The organism is Salibacterium qingdaonense, from assembly GCF_900114715.1.
Lineage (GTDB): Bacteria > Bacillota > Bacilli > Bacillales > Marinococcaceae > Salibacterium > Salibacterium qingdaonense.
This window is the reverse complement of record NZ_FOTY01000005.1, coordinates 13,131-33,363: the sequence shown is the minus strand read 5'-3', so window position 1 is coordinate 33,363 and position 20,233 is coordinate 13,131. Positions and strand designations below refer to the sequence as shown.

Annotated in this window: 20 protein-coding genes; 15 read left to right on the top strand and 5 right to left on the bottom strand. The window is 48.9% G+C overall.

The window, feature by feature from the left end; genetic code table 11:
• Positions 1-11: 11 nt before the first annotated feature.
• The 5 genes from BM058_RS06040 to BM058_RS06025 all read left to right on the top strand — a co-directional run bounded on the left by BM058_RS06040 (position 12) and on the right by BM058_RS06025 (position 2,565).
• Positions 12-1,070, top strand: coding sequence for a hypothetical protein (locus tag BM058_RS06040; protein ID WP_090926141.1), 1,059 nt, complete (start codon positions 12-14; stop codon positions 1,068-1,070).
• A gap of 131 nt (positions 1,071-1,201) precedes the next feature.
• Positions 1,202-1,345 (top strand): hypothetical protein, encoded by a 144-nt coding sequence (locus BM058_RS18150; RefSeq protein ID WP_177195450.1) that lies wholly within the window; start codon positions 1,202-1,204, stop codon positions 1,343-1,345.
• Between the two features lie 130 nt (positions 1,346-1,475).
• Positions 1,476-1,724, top strand: coding sequence for a hypothetical protein (locus BM058_RS06035; protein WP_090926140.1), 249 nt, complete (start codon positions 1,476-1,478; stop codon positions 1,722-1,724).
• Positions 1,725-1,870: 146 nt separating this feature from the next.
• Entirely contained in the window at positions 1,871-2,194 is a 324-nt protein-coding gene (mntA, locus tag BM058_RS06030) for a type VII toxin-antitoxin system MntA family adenylyltransferase antitoxin (RefSeq protein ID WP_090926139.1), read from the top strand.
• Positions 2,170-2,565 carry an HI0074 family nucleotidyltransferase substrate-binding subunit gene (locus BM058_RS06025; protein ID WP_090926138.1) on the top strand — a complete coding sequence of 132 codons (396 nt, stop codon included), beginning with the start codon at positions 2,170-2,172 and terminating at the stop codon, positions 2,563-2,565. The genes mntA and BM058_RS06025 overlap by 25 nt, the downstream gene beginning before the upstream one ends.
• A 33-nt stretch (positions 2,566-2,598) precedes the next feature.
• Here BM058_RS06025 and splB read toward each other — a convergent pair whose 3' ends face one another.
• Together splB and BM058_RS06015 are read right to left on the bottom strand one after the other, a co-directional pair.
• The gene (gene splB, locus BM058_RS06020) at positions 2,599-3,627 is read right to left on the bottom strand and encodes a spore photoproduct lyase (protein ID WP_090926137.1); all 1,029 of its coding nucleotides are present in this window, start codon (positions 3,625-3,627) and stop codon (positions 2,599-2,601) included.
• Entirely contained in the window at positions 3,620-3,877 is a 258-nt protein-coding gene (locus BM058_RS06015; protein WP_090926136.1) for a transcriptional regulator SplA domain-containing protein, read from the bottom strand. The genes splB and BM058_RS06015 overlap by 8 nt, the downstream gene beginning before the upstream one ends.
• Positions 3,878-4,017: 140 nt before the next feature.
• Here BM058_RS06015 and BM058_RS06010 point away from each other — a divergent pair, with 140 nt between their 5' ends.
• A complete protein-coding gene (locus BM058_RS06010; protein ID WP_090926135.1) occupies positions 4,018-4,878 on the top strand; it encodes an ROK family protein in 861 nt (286 codons plus the stop codon).
• 42 nt (positions 4,879-4,920) lie between these two features.
• On the opposite strand, the gene BM058_RS06005 is transcribed toward BM058_RS06010, so the two are convergent.
• Positions 4,921-6,738, bottom strand: a complete 1,818-nt coding sequence (locus BM058_RS06005) for a UbiD family decarboxylase (RefSeq protein ID WP_090926134.1) — start codon at positions 6,736-6,738, stop codon at positions 4,921-4,923.
• Between the two features lie 140 nt (positions 6,739-6,878).
• Here BM058_RS06005 and BM058_RS06000 point away from each other — a divergent pair, with 140 nt between their 5' ends.
• Entirely contained in the window at positions 6,879-8,048 is a 1,170-nt protein-coding gene (locus tag BM058_RS06000) for a TraB/GumN family protein (RefSeq protein WP_090926133.1), read from the top strand.
• A gap of 564 nt (positions 8,049-8,612) precedes the next feature.
• On the opposite strand, the gene BM058_RS05995 is transcribed toward BM058_RS06000, so the two are convergent.
• Positions 8,613-9,035 carry a DUF4064 domain-containing protein gene (locus tag BM058_RS05995; RefSeq protein WP_090926132.1) on the bottom strand — a complete coding sequence of 141 codons (423 nt, stop codon included), beginning with the start codon at positions 9,033-9,035 and terminating at the stop codon, positions 8,613-8,615.
• A gap of 148 nt (positions 9,036-9,183) precedes the next feature.
• On the opposite strand from BM058_RS05995, the gene BM058_RS05990 reads away from it, so the two are divergent.
• Positions 9,184-10,137 carry an LLM class flavin-dependent oxidoreductase gene (locus BM058_RS05990; protein ID WP_090926131.1) on the top strand — a complete coding sequence of 318 codons (954 nt, stop codon included), beginning with the start codon at positions 9,184-9,186 and terminating at the stop codon, positions 10,135-10,137.
• A gap of 23 nt (positions 10,138-10,160) precedes the next feature.
• On the top strand, positions 10,161-11,867 hold the full coding sequence (locus BM058_RS05985; RefSeq protein ID WP_090926130.1) for an S-layer homology domain-containing protein: 1,707 nt from the start codon (positions 10,161-10,163) through the stop codon (positions 11,865-11,867).
• A 371-nt stretch (positions 11,868-12,238) separates the two neighbouring features.
• On the opposite strand, the gene BM058_RS05980 is transcribed toward BM058_RS05985, so the two are convergent.
• Positions 12,239-13,426 (bottom strand): ROK family protein, encoded by a 1,188-nt coding sequence (locus BM058_RS05980; protein WP_090926129.1) that lies wholly within the window; start codon positions 13,424-13,426, stop codon positions 12,239-12,241.
• Positions 13,427-13,606: 180 nt separating this feature from the next.
• On the opposite strand from BM058_RS05980, the gene uxaC reads away from it, so the two are divergent.
• The 6 genes from uxaC to BM058_RS05950 all read left to right on the top strand — a co-directional run bounded on the left by uxaC (position 13,607) and on the right by BM058_RS05950 (position 20,228).
• Positions 13,607-15,004, top strand: coding sequence for a glucuronate isomerase (gene uxaC / locus BM058_RS05975; protein ID WP_090926128.1), 1,398 nt, complete (start codon positions 13,607-13,609; stop codon positions 15,002-15,004).
• A gap of 21 nt (positions 15,005-15,025) precedes the next feature.
• Positions 15,026-16,069, top strand: a complete 1,044-nt coding sequence (uxuA, locus tag BM058_RS05970; RefSeq protein ID WP_090926127.1) for a mannonate dehydratase — start codon at positions 15,026-15,028, stop codon at positions 16,067-16,069.
• A gap of 3 nt (positions 16,070-16,072) precedes the next feature.
• A complete protein-coding gene (locus BM058_RS05965; protein ID WP_090926126.1) occupies positions 16,073-16,927 on the top strand; it encodes an SDR family oxidoreductase in 855 nt (284 codons plus the stop codon).
• 51 nt (positions 16,928-16,978) lie between these two features.
• Positions 16,979-18,013 carry a TRAP transporter substrate-binding protein gene (locus BM058_RS05960; RefSeq protein ID WP_090926125.1) on the top strand — a complete coding sequence of 345 codons (1,035 nt, stop codon included), beginning with the start codon at positions 16,979-16,981 and terminating at the stop codon, positions 18,011-18,013.
• A gap of 386 nt (positions 18,014-18,399) precedes the next feature.
• Positions 18,400-18,918, top strand: coding sequence for a TRAP transporter small permease (locus BM058_RS05955; RefSeq protein ID WP_090926124.1), 519 nt, complete (start codon positions 18,400-18,402; stop codon positions 18,916-18,918).
• Between the two features lie 11 nt (positions 18,919-18,929).
• Positions 18,930-20,228, top strand: a complete 1,299-nt coding sequence (locus tag BM058_RS05950; protein WP_090926123.1) for a TRAP transporter large permease — start codon at positions 18,930-18,932, stop codon at positions 20,226-20,228.
• Positions 20,229-20,233: the final 5 nt, after the last annotated feature.

The following is a 20,233-nucleotide window of genomic DNA, read 5'->3' as shown; positions in this document are numbered from 1 at the left end:
GAGGCTGTACTATGAACAAAAAAGGATTGGCCGTTGTATTTAGTCTGATCGCTGTTGTAACAGCAGGTCTCGCTGCGGCAGGAGGAATGGTGGAGTCTGAAGAAAAGGCAACACCTTCTTTCACCGGTGAATACAGCGTCGCACCGGATGGACGCATCGCGTATATCATGGAATCAAGCGGCACACAGACGCTGTATGTTAAAGAACGCGGAGCGGAGCGTTCAGGCATTTACACAGCGGAGGAATCAAAGAAGCTGTGGAGTCCGGTGTTCAATGAAAACGGGGATGTGTCAGCTGTCGAAACGAGCGGCTATCCGGAAGGAGGCCCGGGTGAACAGGAATTTCAACTTGCGCACAGTGACATAGTCACCGCATCCGCAGAAGGCGGAAAGGTGGAAACGGTTCTCCAGGCGCGCGGCCTCATCACAGGTCTTGTGAAGGATCCGGTACATGAACGCTGGATCGTAAACGGTATTCACCTCAGCACGCAGGGAGAACCCGAAACGGGATTCAAACCGCTGCAGTCCGGGTTATACACGTTGAAACCAGATGGAGCCTTTGAAGAAATACGTTCGTTTGACGCCTATTCGCCGGGCTCACTTAGTGTGTCAGAAGATGGAGAAGAGATTCTTATGATACTGCCGGACGATTACAAAAACGCCACCCCGGAGTCGATGTTTGAGTCTGTCCAGCGGATTTACGAAATGAACATCGCCGAACCCGGACAGTTAACTCCTGTCCCGCTTAAGAACAATGACGTACCGGTTAGTGAAGTCGTGCAGCTGGAGAAAGAAAACAAACTGCTCGTCCAGACGATTATGAACTACGGCGAAGAAGACCCGTTGTTCCAGTACGACATGGTCACCTTTGACCGCGCCAGTGGAGAAAAAGGGGAGCGTCTCAGCATCAACGAATCCGTGCAGCACACGCAGCTGAATCAGGGAGAAAGCAGCATGTATTATATCAAAGAGAAAGACCGGGAGACCCAGAAGCAGCGTTTTGAGCTGTTCCGTTATCATCTGGAAAGCGGGAAAGAAGAAAAAATCGAGCTTACCCCGCAGAGTTCCTGACCCTTTGGCAGGCTGTGCAAGGGGTTTTCTGGAAGCTGTTCACCGGGCTGTTCACTAGTGAACAGCCCGGTATTCATATATGATGCAGCATGTATTGGTAAGATACCTTATCAGCATTGGAGGTTATCCAAATGCGGGAACCATCGGCTTTTTTTATTGTCTATTGGATGTTGTTTTTTCTTGGTTTTGTTCTCTGCATATTGATCACGGGGCTGAGTTTTACCTTCAGCACCGCCATCGTTTACACGACGGTAACAGTGCTGCAGCTGTTGTAATTGCTGTCACCGCGCTTAAAAACAAACGTCTCGTTCTGTTGGGTGTTCTGCTGTTTCTAAGCCCGTTTTTACTTCTTATTATAATGTAGGTGAACGGACGTTTTATAAACTGTCAAAGGAGGCCATCTTCATGAACAAACAGGTAGTTTTTCAAACCATGTATTGGATCGCGTTTATCATCGGTTCAGGGTCCTGGTATTATACTTTTACGATGGATTACGGCATTGTATATACAATAATTATCACTTTTTTCACTGGTATATGGGCTGTTCTCGTTGCTGCAGCCGCTCTTAAAAACAAATTTCTCATCGCATTAAGTGTGTTAATGTTCTTAAGTCCCTATCTCATGTTTGCGTTTATCCTATTATTTTTAAATTAACGTAGCTGGGGGCTCCGTTACAGTCTGAAAAACGGGGAAGAAGGGGAGTCGAATCTTACCCGTACCACTTCTGAGCGCTTCCGTCCGTAGCAGTTAAACCTGTGGGTGTTATGGTATAATGAACAAAAAGGAAAGGAAGATATTCGATGGAGCATTATTCCGCCGGCCGTGATGCCATTCTTTCTTCTTTAAAAGAGGTTGTTACACAAGAGTTGGACTCCCGTCATGTCCGTGTTTATCTTTTCGGTTCATGGGCGAAAGGAACAGAGAAACAGAGCTCGGATATAGACTTAGCGATTGAAACAGAAAGAGATCTGGATGCTTCAGCATGGAACCGTCTGCTTGAGGCGATCGAGGAGTCTACAGTTCCTTATCATGTGGATGTCGTTGATTTACAATCTGCCGATCCGGCGTTCACCCGGCAGGTGAAAAGGGAGGGTTTGGTATGGAAAGATTTCACCAACGTCTGATATCAGCGGAAAAAGCGGTTTCTACTTTCGGACAAATTGCTGGGTTAAAGGAACCATCCGACATTGAAAGGGACGCGGCGATACAGCGCTTTGAGTATTCTTTTGAAGCCTGCTGGAAAACGGCTGAACAATATTTATACGATATAGAAGGACTGGACATCGGCTCCCCCAAAGGTGTTATCCGCTGCTGCCGCGATGTCAAACTATTCAATGATAAAGAAACAGTCACTGCTCTGAATATGGTTAACGACCGTAATTTAACCACGCACACGTATAATGAAAGCGTGGCAGAAAAAATCTATGCTGATATAGAAACCTACTATCATTTATTAAAGCAGTGGGTGGGGCGGATGAATCAAAGAGCAGCCTGAGAGCATCCGGAGCCTTTTCTTATCCGCCCTGTATCAGGTGAAATAATCAAGGGAGGCTTCCGGAAAATAAGACGCAATATAAGAGCCGATGGTGTCTTTCATGTCTTCCTGTTCCTCATTCGTATACACGTATTTCCCTATGCCATAGCGGCCCCATTTCCATTTCCGCTTCGATTCATCTAGCTCGAGTTTTGTCATAGGATAGTTTTTCTGGATAACCCGCTTCGCCGGTTTCGTGAACCGGTGCTGAATCATTTCAAACGTAAGGTCCTTCCTCGCGTCGGCGGGGAGGGCCTTGTTTAGTTTCTCCATCATCTCCCGGTATCCCTCTTTCCACCCGTCATGCAGGTAAATCGGGGCGATGATGAAGCCGAGGGGATAACCTGCCCGTGCGGCTTTCGCAGCAGCTTCCATTCTCTCATGCAGCCGTGACGTTCCGGGTTCAAAGTATTTAATGACATACTCGCTGTTGATACTGAAACGAAACCGGGTCCGACCGTTATGCTCGGCATCGAGAAGATGGTCGATGTGGGCAAATTTCGTCACAAAGCGGAGCTTCCCGTGCTCGCTTTTTCCAAAGTACTCAATCGCCTGTTTCAGTGTGTGGGTCAGGTGGTCCACCCCGACGACATCGGAGGTGCAGGACGCTTCGAATCTCGTCGGCTCGGGGGCACGCTGCTGCATATACTCTTCGGCGGATGCAAGAATTTCATCCACGTTCACGTACGTCCGGATATACGGCTTATCTCCCATCGTCGTCTGAAGGTAACAGTAGTGGCAGTGGCCCATACAGCCTGTGACAAAAGGTATCGCGTATTCCGCCGACGGTTTCGATGTATCGAATTTCAACGTCTTCCGAATGCCTATAACGAGGGTCGATTTAGCTGTACGGTACCGCTGAAAATGATTGTCGCCTGGAAGGTTGCGGACCTGATTGTGGGAGGTCGTATGCCTGATTTCAATTCCCATATTCTCAAACTTCTGCTTGAGCTCTTTTCCGAGAGGATACTCCAGGGCACGCGGTTCGACATAAACGAGTTCCGGTACAAAAGGTTTAACCATAATACGTCGTATCCTCCGGCGTTCCGAATGCTTCGATGTAATCCTGCTGCGCTTCTTCCATTGTCCCATATACTGCAATGTCTTCGTTTAACGGATAATACGTCTCATACAGAAAAAGAGCGAGCTCCCCCGGCGCTTCCGGGTTCTCCACCACCGCTGCTTCCTGCACGTTGGCAACTCCCTGAACGTGGGGATTGCGGATCATGACGTAAACAATATCGCCTGGTTTGTCTGATTTAAAAACGGACATACGTATCACCTGCTTTGGTTTAGTTAGGGATATTGTTATCGACACGGGGCGGTATTATGTACAAAATGAAAGGGAGGAGATGAAAGGATAGTTGTAGAAAAAGAAAATGTACAGAAAGCAACAGCAGGGAGGAAACTTCTATGTATTATGGAGCTATTGAGGCCGGCGGAACAAAGTTTGTCTGCGCGGTCAGCAGAGACGGTGCCGGGATTGAAGCCCGCACGAGTATTCCGACAACGACCCCGGGGGAAACACTGAAGCATGTCTTTGCTTTTTTTGATTCTTACCCTCTGATTTCCATGGGGATCGGTTCATTTGGTCCGATTGATGTGAATACGGATTCCGATACATACGGCTATATCACCAGTACCCCGAAACCTGGCTGGGGATATTTTGACTTTCTCGGAGAAATAAAGGACAGATACAACGTTCCGACCGCATGGACGACCGACGTAAATGCCGCGGCTTACGGGGAGTTTAGAGAAGGAGGAGCGCGCAGTTCAGGAAGCTGTGTGTATCTGACAGTCGGCACCGGCATCGGCGGCGGTGCGGTTGTGGACGGGAAAGTGCTGGAAGGCTTCGGACATCCCGAGATGGGGCATATTCTCGTGCGCCGGCATCCCGAAGATGAATACGGAGGGAACTGCCCGTATCACGCCGACTGTCTCGAAGGAATGGCAGCCGGTCCGGCCATTGAAAAGCGTCACGGGCAGACAGGGGATATGCTGGCCGCCGACGACAAAGTGTGGGAGATCGAGGCTTACTATCTCGCGCAGGCTCTCGTTCAGTACACCCTCATTCTGCGCCCCGAAGTGTTTATTCTCGGCGGCGGAGTCATGAAGCAGACCCAGCTGTTCCCGCTCATCCGCCAGGAGTATCAGCGCCTTTTGAACAGCTACGTAGACACACCGGACATCGAAACCATGATTACATCCCCTGCGATCGGCGATGACGCCGCTGTAACAGGTTGTCTGCTGCTCGCAGCGGAAGTAAAAGCATAGTGTCCTTCCTTTCATCCTGGAAAGGAAAGGCGCGCTGCGGCTTTATCTTTTCAAGTTTCCATCTTTATCGAAGAACCGCTCGATGCGTTTTTCGACATCGGGATCTGGAATGAGCGGCGGGGCGTGGTGCGGTTTGATGCGGGCGTCGATGATCATCGTATCGCAGCCCCAGTGCTTGTTTTCATAAAAACTGTTCACCCCGTGGATATCGTGGGACGGGTTGCTGCGGGTGAAGGCTGCCCAGAGAAAATTCCGAAGCGATGCGGTGAGAAAGTCACTGTCGTCACAGATAACAATCACCGGGCACGATGGCAGTCCGCCTTCTGCTTCCACCGCCTCTGTAAGTCTGCCGCACTCCGCCGCGGCGGTTTCTTCATCCGAGTAGGCGGGACCTTCCACCGCGACAGCCCCCGGCATGATCAGCGCAGGATTCATAAAACCGTCCGCTTCCGCGGTAACGGCAGGGACCTGTGTGCAGAGGTCCCGTTTTTTATCACCATACGCCGCGATAACGACCTTGCTGCCGCGGTTCAGTGCTTCTCCGGAGTAATCGAGCGTGTCGATGGTGGTTTTCGTTTGAAAATGAAGATCGCGGTGCAGGTCGATCCGCTCCAGAATATAGGTAAGAAAATCGACCTCGTCATGGGTATCCAGTTCCCGTTCCAGTTCCGCTGTAATGAATAGGTATTTCGCGAGGCTCAGCTGCCCGGTTCCTAAAATCCGATTCGCGATGGTGAGCAGTTCGGTCGGCTGCTGCACGTCTTCAAACGGAAGATATCGTTCACTTCCTATCGCAAACAACAGAGGATGCACGCCGGCAGCATCGACGGCGTGTACTTCCTTCACGCCCGGGATTTCCTGTTTGACCGCATCTCCTGTGATCTGGTGAATAATGTCGCCGAACGTCGTGTCTTCCTGCGGCGGCCGGCCGACAACGGTGAACGGCAGAACAGCATCTTGTTTCGCGTAGACTTTGTGAATGTGAAGGACTGGAAACTCATGGGTGAGGCTGTAGTAGCCGAGGTGGTCTCCAAACGGCCCTTCCGGCTTCGTTTCTCCGGGATATACATCTCCGGTGATGACAAAGTCGGCGTCATGGCTGATGCAGTACCCGTCGATATAACTGTATTGAAAACGACGCCCCGCAAGCAGCCCCGCAAACGTCATCTCCGGCAGTCCTTCCGGAAGCGGCATGACCGCGGACAAAGTGTGCGCCGGCGGCCCTCCTATGAAGATACTGACTTTGAGCGGTTCGCCGCGCCGGACCGCTTTTTCCTGGTGGATGCCGATGCCGCGGTGAATCTGGTAATGGAGACCGGCCTCTTCATTGACGCGGTAGTCGTTGCCGTCCAGCTGAATCCGGTACATGCCGAGGTTGGAGTTCATGATTCCCGGGTTGTCCGGGTCTTCTGTGTACACCTGGGGAAGTGTAATAAATGCTCCGCCATCCCCCGGCCAGTGCTGGATAAACGGGAGATCAGCCAGCTGAATTTCTTCGAATCCGGGATTCTGCTTTTTTTTGGACGGAAGCGCGTTCACCGCCGCCAGTCCACTCTGTATGTTCCGCAGCGGATGCTTCAGTGCTTTCATCGGATCATTGCGGAGAGCTACGACATTCTGCGTGCGGTCCCAGGTTTTTCGGAAAATGAACCGGCTCCGTTCCACCGATCCGAACAGATTCGACAACGCCTGGTAAGACGATCCTTTTACATTTTCAAAAAGAAGGGCCGGACCGCCTGCTTCGTACACACGCAGGTGAACCGCTGCCATCTCAAGGTATGGGTCGACTTCTTCGGTGATCCGTATCAAATGACCGTGTTTTTCGAGGTCTTCCACACATTCTTTCATATTCTGGTACATACGCCGCCTGCTCCTATCGTTATGTATTTGTCCTCTGTCTTCATTCTAATGGAAACAATCCGGAAAAAAAACAGGGCAGGCTTTTCCCCCCTCAAATATGATAAGATAATAGTATCCATTTTGCAGAAAGCAGGTACATTATGACGGCAGAACAAGATAACGTGACACGGATTCACGTAGATAATAAAGAAGTGGTGCTTGTCGGTACCGCCCACGTATCAAGACAAAGCGCCGAACAGGTAAAAGAAGTCATCGATGAGGAACAGCCGGATTCGGTTTGTGTGGAGCTGGACGAGAAACGGTACGAATCGATGTCCAACCGGGATGAATGGAAGAACATGGACATTTTTAAAGTAATCAAGGAAAAAAGAGCCTCGCTTCTTCTCATGAACCTGGCAATCTCATCTTTTCAGAAGCGGACCGCCAAGCAGTTCGGCATTCAGTCCGGACAGGAAATGAAACAGGGTATTGAATCCGCCCGGGAAAGCGGGGCGGAACTGGTGCTTGCCGACCGTGATATCCAGATTACGTTCGCAAGAATCTGGCAGAAGGTTGGTTTTTTCGGCAAAGCGAAGCTCTTAATGATGATTATCTTCAGTATATTCAATAACGAAAGCATAACGGAAGAAGAGCTGGAGAAAATGAAAAATCAGGACATGCTTCAGTCGATGCTGCAGGAACTCACGCGTAGCTTTCCAAGGCTGAAAAAACCGTTAATTGATGAACGGGACCAGTATTTGTCCCACAAAATAAAGAATGCGCCGGGGGAGAAAGTAGTTGCGGTGCTCGGTGCCGCCCATGTGCCAGGGATTAAAGAAGAGATATATAAGGAGCAGGATCTTGGAGAGCTTGAGCAACGACCTGTCAGCAAGGCACCGAAGATCATCGCCTGGACCATCCCGCTTCTCGTTATCGCCGTCATTGCCTACACGTTTTATGCCAATCCATCGGCGGGGCTGCAGCAGACAGTAAGCTGGCTCATTTGGAATGGATCATTTTCCGCTGTCGGCGCGGCCGCGGCTCTGGGCCATCCTCTTACGATTATTACTGCCTTTATTGCAGCTCCGCTCACGTCACTCAACCCGCTTATCGCGGCCGGATGGTTCGCGGGGCTGATGCAGGCCTATATCCGCCGGCCGAACGTGGAGGACTTTGAACGCCTTTCCGATGATGTGCACAGTGCCAAAGGATTCTGGAGCAACAAAGTCACCCGGATTCTGCTCATCGTCGTGCTGGCCAACGTCGGAAGCACCATCGGAACCATGATCGGCGGAGCCGACGTCCTGCGCCTGTTTTTTGAAAATCTATAATAAAGAAAGGAGCCTGTATCTGTTCGGATGCCGGCTCCTTTTTTACATACAAAAAGCCGGCATACGCTAACTATGCCGGCATAACATCCAATAAAGAGTGATGCATAAAACAACAAAAGCCCTTCCTGCTCTTTCGTCCTTGCGGTCCTTAAACCGCTCCAGTGTGAATTGATCTACTGCTGTATTTTCTGTTTTCGTTTCATTCATCGTTGGGTTTCCAGCATGTTGAAATGAATGATGAGAGGGTGTGTAGACGAGGGAATCTACGTTTATTGTAGGGTGGGTATGAGGAACAATATACAATTATATCTTTTCCTCATACCAGCGTCAACTATTTTTTTATTACCCCTCGTGAGTTCCCTTTAAACCTATATACTGTGGGACAGAAGGCGAGAAATAAGCGCGGATCTCTTCTTTGTCGTCATGCGGCACCACTTTTCCCTGGATGTGCTGTGGTTCGTATGTTCGGGCGGATTTGTGTCGAAACCGGGCGGAAATTTGTCGATTACGGGCGAAAAAGCATGAAATACAAGCGGAAACCAGTCGAAAACGAGCGAACGCGGCTCAGGCCGTCTTCGGTTTTCGCAGCAGAAACATCAATCCTGCGATGAAATAGAGCAGGGCGGGCAGAAACGGCACAATCAGCCACCAGAAAATGAGCACGGTGAGCCCTGTCCCTGCGAGAAGAAAAATGCCGGACATGATGTCACCTGTCCGTCGGAGCAGAGCAATCACGCCAACAGCGGCAACGAGCAGCATCAACCCGGTATGCATTCCGTAGTTAATGGACTGAGCCTGTTCAAAGAACGTTTGAAATTGCTGCTCCGGAATATCCTGTGCTGGGTTTTGCTGCATGGACTGATTGAGAAACGTTTCGAAATCGGTGTTTGTAATAATGGTTCCAAATAGAAAGACAAGCCCCGACCCTATGACAAATAAGACGATGCCGCAGATCGTAAGAATTTTTTCCGGTTTTCTATGTTTCAATCGTCATTCCTCCCAGTTCATTGATAATATACCTGTATCATATCATCTGCTCTGTGTCGTTTCGAGATAGACCTCTGCAGTGATGCGGCGGAAATGGGATTGATGTATAATAGAAGGAGACAGGATAACCACGGAAAGAAGGACAAACATGAGATTAAGTATTCTGGATCAGTCCCCGGTTCTGCCGGGAAGAACGCCAAAACAAGCACTCGAGGATACGGTGGAGCTGGCCCGGATGGCAGAACAGTGGGGGTTCACCCGCTTTTGGATAACCGAGCATCATGATATCACCGGTATTGCAGGTTCCGCTCCGGAAGTGCTGCTTCCTCTTATCGGATCCCGGACAAGCACTATCCGGATCGGCACAGGAGCTTTGCTGCTGCCGCATTATAAACCGTTTAAAGCCGCCGAGATACATAATATGCTGGCGACGCTTTTTCCAGAACGGGTGGATATCGGTATTGGACGGGCTCCCGGCGGGTCCGCGGAAGCCACGCAGGTTTTATCCGATAACTTTTTACAGAATGCCGGAAGAATGCGGGAGTTGACACAGGAACTGCTGCAGTTTTTGGAAGACGATGATCCGTCACCGAATCCTTATGCGCCCCTTTCCGCTTCCCCGGTTCCGGAGACAGCTCCGGTGCCGTGGATGCTCGGTACGAGTGAAAAGAGCGCGGTACTTGCCGCGGAACTCGGCACAGCGTACGCTTTTGCTGCCTTTATGAGCGATAATGATGCACGAGAAATCATTCGCCGGTACCGGGAGCATTTCACCCCGGGGCGTCTGGTGGAGAAACCGGATGTCATCACGGCGGTATCGGCAGTATGCGCGCCGCATGCGGAACAGGCGGAGCAGACAGCCGATGAAACGTGCCGCTGGAATGTGAAGAAGGATAATACCGCTCCGATGACGAAAGAAGAAGAGAGACAGATAGAAAACATGAAGGCAGATATGATCATTGGAGACCCCGGCATGGTCAAAGAGCAGTTGGAGGATTGCCGGCAGAAATTTGGAGCAGACGAAATCATGTTATTTTCGTCCATTCCATCCCGGGAGAAGCGACGGCAATCCTTTCAGTTAATTGCGGAGACCATGGCGTAATATGAAAGAAAGAAGGGACTCATATGAAGATGAAAAAAATGCTGGGAGCAGCCGCGCTGACGACTGCTGCGGCTTTTTCCATTTCCGCTGCTGCCCAAGCTTCTTCTTTTTCCGACGTTTCCGAAGGATTCTGGGCCCAGGAGGAGATCAGCTATCTGGCGGATGAAAATGTGATGAACGGCTACCAAAACGGGGTGTTTGGAGTGAATGATGCCATCACCCGTTCCCAGGCCGCGCGCACACTGGTCCGGATTCATGGTCTGGACACGGCTGATCCGGAGCCTGTTTCATTCAGTGACATAGAGAAGTCGGACAGCGCATACCCGTCCATTGCTGCGGCAGTGGAAGCAGGCTACTTCGCGGACGCGGAGGCCTTTCATCCGCATGACCTGCTCACGCGTGCGCAGATGGCCGCCATTTTGACCCGGTCTTATAACCTGCAGACAGCGCAGCCGGTGGATTACAAGGATGTCCCAGAAGAGTACTGGGCCGAAGGGCAGATCAGCGCACTCGCCGCACACCGCCTCACTACAGGCTATGAGGACCTGACATTCCGGCCGTCTGAGACAGTAACACGCGCCCAGTTTGGTGTATTTCTTGCGAGAGCGGAAAAAGAGTCATTCCGCGCTCCTTATGCCGTACTGCCGCAGAAAGAAGCAGATGGTTTGTATTATCCAAAGGTTAACGGCTTGAGCGCTGACACGGAAGAAGTCATCAATCAAACGTTTGAAGAACAGGCACAGCAGGCTTCTGAGCGGCGTCGTGAAGTGGCTGAGCTTTCGGAACAGGAGCCGGATGAAGACTTGGCAGAGGCCTACGAATACCAGCAGGACTACCGGGTGGAAAGTAACACTGGTGACTATCTGAGTGTTGTGTTTGAATCGTATGAATTCACCGGAGGCGCCCACGGAATGAGTCATCAGGCAGCTTTCACCTTTGATCCGCAGACGGGGGAAGATGTGCAGCTGCAGCATCTCTTTGATGCAGATACAAATTACGCTTTTGTATTCAACGAAAGAATACGCTCCGGGGCACCGGATAACGGAGAAGCTTTCGAATTAATTGTTGATTTTGAAGGCGTTGACCCTGCCACGGATCAATTTTATGTCACGGAAAAAGGTCCGGCTGTCTATTTTCAGCCTTATGAAATAGGGCCTTACGCCGCCGGTATTCCTTCGTATACGGTGCCATGGGAAACCTTTTCAGCAAATGGCTCGGACCGTCCGGATATCCAGAGCTTTTCTTTTCAAATAGAGGGGATGAAAGATGAAGACACGTTCAAGTTGATGGATGAAGCCGGCATGCCGTTTACCACCTATGTGCCGCGATATTTCGATGTGGAGAATATATCTTCCGGGGCAGCAGATGGTGTGCTTGTCTCAGCTGCTTTCACCGAAGAAGCACAACCAACTGATGATCCGGTATGGCGCTTTATTTATCCTTCGTACGGAAAAGGTGGAGAAGGGACGCTGGAAAGCATGATTCAAAACGTTCACCATTACGCCCGGCAGGATGACGTGAACCTGCAGATCGTTAATGAAAATGATCATCCGGACTTTGGGGAATACGAGATTCGGTTTGAAAATGAGGAAGGCGGAACGTACCGGATCACTATTTTGGAACACGACGGAACGTTTATGGAATGGCACCGTGTATACCCGGTGGAGATGGAAGAAGGAATTGGTGCACGTGCAGAAGTATTGAAAGAACAGTGGCAATGGCGCGAATAGAAACAAATATACAGGTTAAATAAAACCCGGACGACAGGGCTTCTGTTACACGTAAGGAAGTTGATGCCGTCCGGTCTTTTTATGGTAAGGGGAAGCGGACACCTCTGGAGCATGCTCTTTTGAATGCACGGGCCCGAGGACATTACACGGCAGAGTCGCGTCTTTAGTGTCCACGGGAATTGGGGCGGAAGACACTAAGATCTTCGCGCAGCCGATTAGTGGCTTCGGAGCTCAGCCCGTGACCACTACGGTTCCGGTTCAGTGCTGTAGTGTCCATAAGATACCATTCTGTGGAGAGCAAGCTTTTGTATCCGACTGTTAGTGGAGAAAGGCAGGAGGGCTGATTGCTGAACCATCTGCCTTTCTTGTTTCTAAATCTCCAGCATATCGGATTTGAAATAATGATAGTTTACGTGATTCAGCATATTCACCCCGAAGAAATTTTTGAGTGCCAAGGAAGCTCCGCCGAGAGCGCAGGCATCTTCCCCAAGGTAGGAAGCTCTGATTTCGAGATAGTTGTTGAACTTGGACACCAGTTTCTGCTCCAGGTTTGCAATAAATGCCGTGTTTCCATTAATGATAGTGCCGTTTAAAACAATTTTTTCCGGGTTGAAGATGTTGATGATATTGTTTAGGCCAACAGCGAAATAATCCAGGTATTCTTCTATCACTTCATGATCCGGATTGGTTTTGAGCAGATGCTGGACGGTTTCAAGCGGTGCATCCTCAGGATACCACTCCTTAAGATGATGCTGTAATGCTCTTTCTGACGCGTATCGTTCCCAGCAGCCATGGTTTCCGCATGGGCAGGGGAGGCCTCCCGGTTCGACAATCATATGACCAATCTCTCCGGCGAAGCCCTGGAAACCGCGGTAGATCTGATAGTTGTTCATGATACCGAGACCGATCCCTGAATAAAACGTGATGCAGAAAAGGTCGGGTATATGTTCATAGTACACCTGCTCGGCGAACACACTTAAATTGGCGTTGTTGTCGACATAGACCGGTGTGTCAAAATGTTCTTTCAGAAGGTTCGTAATATGATGATGGGACCACTGCTGTTTCGGTGTATAGACGATTTCGTTTTCGTTGCTTACAATGCCGTGGATCCCCACTCCTATACCTATCAGGCCGATAGGTTCATATTGCCCGTTGAACGTCGAGACAGAAGGAGACAGATGATCCAGAAGCTGCTTCATTACTTCATCAAAATCAACCGTTTTCAAAGGAACACTTTCTTTATGAAACAATTCTCCTGTTAAATCACAGAAAACAAAGTGAAGGTTATGTTCATCAATATCTATACCTACGCTGTAACCGGCACTGCCGTTAATTTCAAGGAGAATCGGTTTGCGTCCGCGTGTTACCGACTCGCCTTCTGTTTTCTCGACAACAATCTGTTCGTTAATTAACTCACTGACCTGAGCCGAAATCGTTGCTTTATTGAGTCCGGTCTTTCGTGAGAGATCACTTCTTGATAATGAGATATTTTTAATGATTTCTTCAATCAGAATTCTTCTGTTCAGCTGTTTGATGTACGTTGCATCGCCTGTATCCAATTGGGTTCCTCCTCATCTATTCAAGCCGGTGTCATTGTAACAAAAAATGGATGGTAAGGTTTTTGAAAAAAATTTAAAAAAAAGTCTTGAAAAATGTACCGCTTACATATAGTATAAAATTAATAATTTGTTTAGTAAACAAATAATTTTTCGTTCCGTGAACGGAGGGTGTCTGTCATTATGAAAACGTTTATATCCGACGACTTTCTGCTGGAAGGTGAGACAGCAAAAGAACTTTATCACAACTACGCTAAACAGATGCCGATTATTGATTACCATAACCATTTAGTACCGGAAGAAATTCTGGAAGATAAACATTATAACGATATCGCTGAAATCTGGCTCGCCGGTGATCATTATAAATGGCGGGCGATGAGAGCAAACGGCATCGACGAAGCGTACATCACAGGAGATAAAAGCAATTATGAAAAGTTTCAGGCATGGGCGGCCACCATTCCCAAGCTTCTCGGGAATCCGCTTTATCACTGGACCCACTTGGAACTGCAGCGCTATTTCGGAATAGATAAGCTCCTGGACGAAACCACAGCACAGGAAATCTGGCAGGAAGCCAACGAAAAATTACAGCAGCCTGAGTTTTCCGCACGATCTCTGTTGAAGCGCAACAATGTAGTGTTTGTCGGTACAACAGATGATCCGTCCGATGATCTGGCATCACATAAAAAGCTTCATGACGAAGATTTCGATGTTATAGTTTCCCCGTCTTTCCGCCCGGATAAAGGACTTCAGATTGAGAAAAATGAATTTGAAGACTGGCTGACATCGATGGAAACAGCGGCCGGTTTCTCCATTCAAACAGTTGATGACCTTCTTCAGGCATTCTCGGACCGGATTGACTATTTTGATTCTCTCGGCTGCCGCAGTGCGGACCACGGCATTACCGCCATGTTTTTTGAATCCGCTTTGAAAACGGATGCAGAAGCAGTGTTTCAGAAAAAACGCGAAGGCAGTGCGATTGATGAAAAAGAAATAGAGCAGTATAAGACATACACCCTGCTTCGTCTGGCTGAGATGTATGCGGCGAAAAACTGGGTGATGCAGCTTCATATCGGGGCACAGCGCAACAACAACTCGAAAATGTTTGAAAAGCTCGGGGGCGACAGTGGTTTTGATTCCATCGGCGATGATCTGCTCGCCAGACCGCTTTCTCTCTTTCTGGATGCATTGGAAGCAAACGATAACCTGCCAAAAACTGTGCTCTACAGTCTGGATGCCCGCGATAATTATATTCTGGCTACCGCTGCAGGTAATTATCAGAACGCTGAAATTCCCGGCAAAGTCCAGTTCGGCACAGCCTGGTGGTTTAATGACCACATCGACGGCATGGAAAATCAAATGAAAATCCTCGCCAATACCGGGTTAATCAGTCAATTTATCGGAATGCTCACAGACTCGAGAAGCTTCCTTTCTTTCTCGCGGCATGAATACTTCCGCCGCATTCTGTGTAACCTGATCGGCAGCTGGGTGGACCGCGGCCGGGCACCAAAAGACATGGAACTCTTAAAAACGTACGTGCAGGACATTTGCTATTACAATGCGAAACGCTATTTCAACCTGTAAACGAAAAGGAGGGAGAAGCCTATGGAAATGAGCTTCCGGTGGTACGGAGAAGATGATCCGGTCACCCTTGAACATATCCGGCAGATTCCGGATACGCGCGGGATTGTCTCCGCAGTGTATGACATCCCGCCGGGCGAAGTCTGGCCTTTGGAGAAAATCGAGAAACTGAAGCAGACGGTGGAAGCCCATGATTTAGAACTGAACGTTATTGAAAGTGTCCCCGTTCATGAAGACATTAAAATGGGAGCGCCTTCCCGGGACAAATGGATTGAGAATTATAAAGAAACATTGCGCAATCTTTCCAGGGCCGGCATCCGCACTGTCTGTTACAACTTTATGCCGGTATTTGACTGGACCCGGTCGGAACTTGGGGCATCGCTCCCCGACGGATCGAACTCCTTGAAATACGACGAAGAGACAGTTGAGCATCTGGATCCTCTGAGCGGGGAACTGACTCTGCCGGGATGGGACCTGTCCTATCAGACAGAAGACTTAAGGAAAATCATGGATGCCTACCAGTCCATTTCTGAAGAGCAGCTCATGGAAAACCTGATTTATTTTCTGGAACAGGTGGTTCCAACAGCGGAAGAAGAGGGAGTACTGCTTGCGATTCATCCGGACGATCCGCCGTGGTCCATTTTCGGACTTCCACGTGTGGTAACGACCAAAGAAAATGTGGAACACATGCTTCACCGGGTCGACAGTACGAATAACGGGATTACTTTTTGTACCGGTTCTTACGGAGCGAATCCAGACAATGACTTGAACGGTATTATTGAAGCAGCAAAAGGACGGATTCATTTCGTCCATGCCCGGAACGTGAAATGGACAGGCTCCCGGTCGTTTCAGGAAACCTCTCATTCCATCAAAGATGGATCGCTCGATATGACGGCACTGCTGCAGAAACTGCATGAAGCCGGATTTTCCGGCCCTATCCGCCCGGATCACGGGAGAATGATATGGGGGGAAACCGGACGGCCCGGTTACGGTCTTTACGACAGAGCACTCGGGGCTGCGTATCTAAACGGCATTATCGATACACTTGATGAACAGACAGGAGAATGACACATGGAATTACCTTTTCACGTAGATTTATCAGACAAAACAGCAGTAGTGACAGGGGGCAGCGGTGTACTTGGTTCTGTATTCAGTGAAGCCCTCGCTGCCGCCGGGGCAAAGGTAGTAGTCCTTGCGAGAAACCAGGAAAAAGTGGATAACGTGACAGCCCGCATCAGGGATCAAGGAGGTGATTGTCTCGGATACAGCGTAGACGTACTGGACAAAAAGGCATTGCAAAAGGTATACGAAGAGGTCAAGGAAACGTTCGGACCCTGTAATATCTTAATCAATGGAGCAGGCGGCAACCATCCGAAGGCAACAACAACAAATGAGCGGTTTGCACCGGAAGATCTACAGGATGAAAACAACCAGACTTTTTTTGATCTGGAACCCGAAGCTGTAAATGAGCTGTTTCAGCTGAATTATCTCGGTACACTGGTTCCAACACAGGTATTTTCACGAGATATGGCCCTTCAGGACGAAGGTGCTGCGATTCTCAATATTTCGTCCATGAACGCTGTGCAGCCGTTAACCAAAATACCGGCATACAGCGGAGCAAAATCGGCGATCAGCAATTTCACCCAGTGGCTGGCGGTTCACTTTTCTACAGCTGGTGTACGGGTGAACGCGATGGCACCGGGGTTCTTCCAGACAGAACAAAATCGGGACTTATTATTTGATAAAGACGGAAACCCAAGCGAACGAGCCGGTAAAATCCTGTCCCAGACACCGATGGAACGGTTCGGGACTCCGGAAGACCTTGTCGGCACCCTGCTTTGGCTGGTGGACGAGCGCGCATCCGGGTTCGTGAATGGCATTGTCGTACCGGTGGACGGCGGATTTTCCGCTTATTCAGGCGTTTAAGGTAAACACATCAATCTTATGAAAAGGATTTCAAAAAAGGGGAGAGTAAATATGAAAAAGTATATGAAAGCAATTGGTGTAGGCAGTCTGCTTTTGTTTGGTGCAGCATGTGGAAACAGCGGCGGGGAGAGCTCAGGCAGTTCAGATGAAAGCAGCGGAAGCGAATCATCGTCAGGCAGCGAACAAAACCTGCGTCTGGCTCACAATCTTGGCGAAGATCATCCGGTGCATCAAGGGCTGGTCGATTTCAAAGATCGGGTGGAAGAGAATTCGGATAACATGAGTGTTGAAATTTTCCCAAACGGCACCCTCGGTTCTGAAAACGAAGTGCTGGAACAGGTGCAGAACGGCGGTATTGATATGACAAAAGTATCGGCCGGTGCTCTTGAAAACTTCGCTTCAGAATATGCTGTGTTCAGTCTTCCTTATATCTTCGAAGACCAGGAGCATTTCTATAACAGCATGGAGTCCGAACCAGTTCAGGAGTTGTATCAAAGCACAGAAGATCAGGGATTCGTCGGTTTGACGTATTATGATTCCGGCGCCCGCAGCTTCTACACAAAAGACACGCCCATCAAGCATCCGGACGACCTTCAAGGACTGAAGATCCGCGTCATGGACAGCCAAACTCAGATTGACATGGTCGAGCAGATGGGAGGTTCTCCGACACCGATGCCGTACGGAGATATCTATACCGGCCTGCAGCAGGGCGTCATTGACGGAGCGGAAAGTAACCCGACAGCATTGACCAACGGAAACCACGGAGAAGTAGCAAAAACATTCTCCTATGATGAGCATACACGTATCCCTGACATTGTCGTAATGAGCGCTGATACTTGGAATGGTCTTTCCTCCGAACAGCAGGACATTGTGAAAAACGCAGCAGAACAATCCACTGAAACTCAGAAGGAAATTTGGGCTGAAACCGTAGAAGAGGCAAAAACCCAGGCGAAAGAAATGGGCGTAGAATTCTACGAAGTGGATAAAGAGCCTTTCCGTGAAGCGGTGCAGCCGATGATTGAAGAATATCGTCAGGATGAAGCCGTTGCAAACCTTCTCGATGAGTTTGAAGCACTGCGTGAATAGAAAGTCTCCCGAATTCATTGTCCCCGATACCGGGGGCAGTGAATTCTCCATTGGTTAACAAAAAGGGGACATCAGGCTTGAAAACAGACATATCAGAAGTCGAAGGTAGAAACCGGTCTTCCTGCAATTTTTGAAAACCTCTGCATAAATAGCCTCCTGTCATGTTCGTCGAAAATGTCAGGTCGCATGCCGTAAAAGTCTGTTATCAAGCATTGGAGGAATCCGGCCGGCTGATCGGAGAACATGTTTAAAATACTGACGGCATCATGACAAAAGAAGGCATGGTACGTGTGAATGAAAATGAAAAAAGTGTATGAAAACGAAAACCGGAAAGTGCCTCATTTTTTTAAACAGCGATGAGACAGTAAGAATGAAGGAGGTTGTTTATGCTGACCAACATAAAGAAATCCGTGGCCCGTGTCGTCATGATTGTTGCTGCGGCTTTAACTGTAGTGATGGTAGCCGGCGCATTTTGGCAGGTATTTACCCGTTACGTACTGGGAGATCCCAGCACGTATACAACGGAACTGCTGAAATTTATGCTGATGTGGGTGGCGATGCTTGGTGCTGCCTATGCATTCAGCAAAAATGAACACCTTGCGATTGTATTCTTAAAAAACAAGCTCAAGAATAATAAAGCCGTTACTCTGCAATGGTTGATAGATGGATTGGTTATCGCGTTTACGTTAGCTGTTCTTATTATCGGGGGATGGGATCTTGCCACTTCTACGATGGGACAGCGTACACCGATTCTTAACATTCCTATGGGGTGGGTATATATGATTCTACCTCTGTCGGGAACGCTTATTATATTTTTCCAGCTTATTAATATCAGTGAGCGGAAAAAGGAAATGGCTGAGCAGCAGGATAGCAGCAAATCAGACGGAGAAGTCATTAGAGAGTAGGTGAAGGAAAGATGGCCTTACAAGCTGCGATAGCACTATTTGCAACGTTTTTTGTATTATTGGGAGTCGGGGTTCCGATTTCGGTGAGTATCGGTATCGCCTCTCTGGCTGCGGGCTTGATTGCTGTGCCTGCTGATATTGTTTTGTTCACAGCAGCTCAGAATCTAATAGGTGGTATGAACAGTTTCGCACTTCTTGCCATTTTATTCTTTATTTTAGCCGGAAGTATTATGAATAACGGAGGTATTGCGATCCGTCTTATCAATCTGGCAAAACTGATTGCCGGACGCCTGCCGGGTTCGCTTGCCCATACAAACGTAGTCGGAAATATGCTGTTTGGTTCTATTTCAGGTTCGGCAGTGGCAGCAGCCGCTGCGATTGGCAGTGTTATGTCTCCGCTTCAGGCCCAGGAAGGATATAAACGAAGTTATTCCGCAGCGGTCAACATTGCATCTTCACCTACCGGCTTTTTGATTCCTCCAAGCAGCGCATTGATTATTTTCTCTCTTGTGAGCGGAGGGACATCGATTTCGGCCCTCTTTATTGCTGGTTACCTTCCAGGTATTCTGATGGGACTGTCCATTATGATTGTCGCTTACATTATTGCGAAAAAAGAACAGTATCCGGTAGCGGATCCGATTCCTTTCCGGGAAAAAGTCAAGGTCATACTGGATGCCATCCCGAGTCTATTAATGATTGTCGTAGTTATCGGAGGTATCGTAGGCGGCATTTTCACTGCGACAGAAGGGGCGGCGATTGCTGTTATCTACGCTGCACTGCTGGCGCTTGCTTACCGCTCCCTGAGCTGGAGAGATATTCCTAAAATATTGACGGAAACAGTGTCGATGACCGGTATTGTTCTATTTCTTGTCGGAGCGTCCTCCATCATGTCGTGGGCGATGACGATTACCGGTATCCCTGCCGAAATCAGTAATGCGATGCTCAGCATTTCAGAGAATAAGATTATCGTACTATTTATGATGATGGTTATTCTATTGATTATCGGTACTTTCATGGACATTACGCCGGCGGTTCTGATCTTTACACCGATTTTCATGCCTATTGCCACACAGATGGGAGTGGATCCCGTTCACTTCGGTATTATCCTCATCTTTAACCTGGCGATCGGCATTATGACCCCTCCGGTTGGAAGTGCCTTATTTATAGGAAGCAGTGTTGGAAAAGTTTCTATAGAGGAAGTCATACCGACGCTCGTGAAATTCTTTATTGCCCTTATTATCGCACTGCTGCTGGTGGTCTATATTCCGCAGATTAGTCTGTTCCTGCCGCAGCTCTTGAATTTATTGTAAAGGAG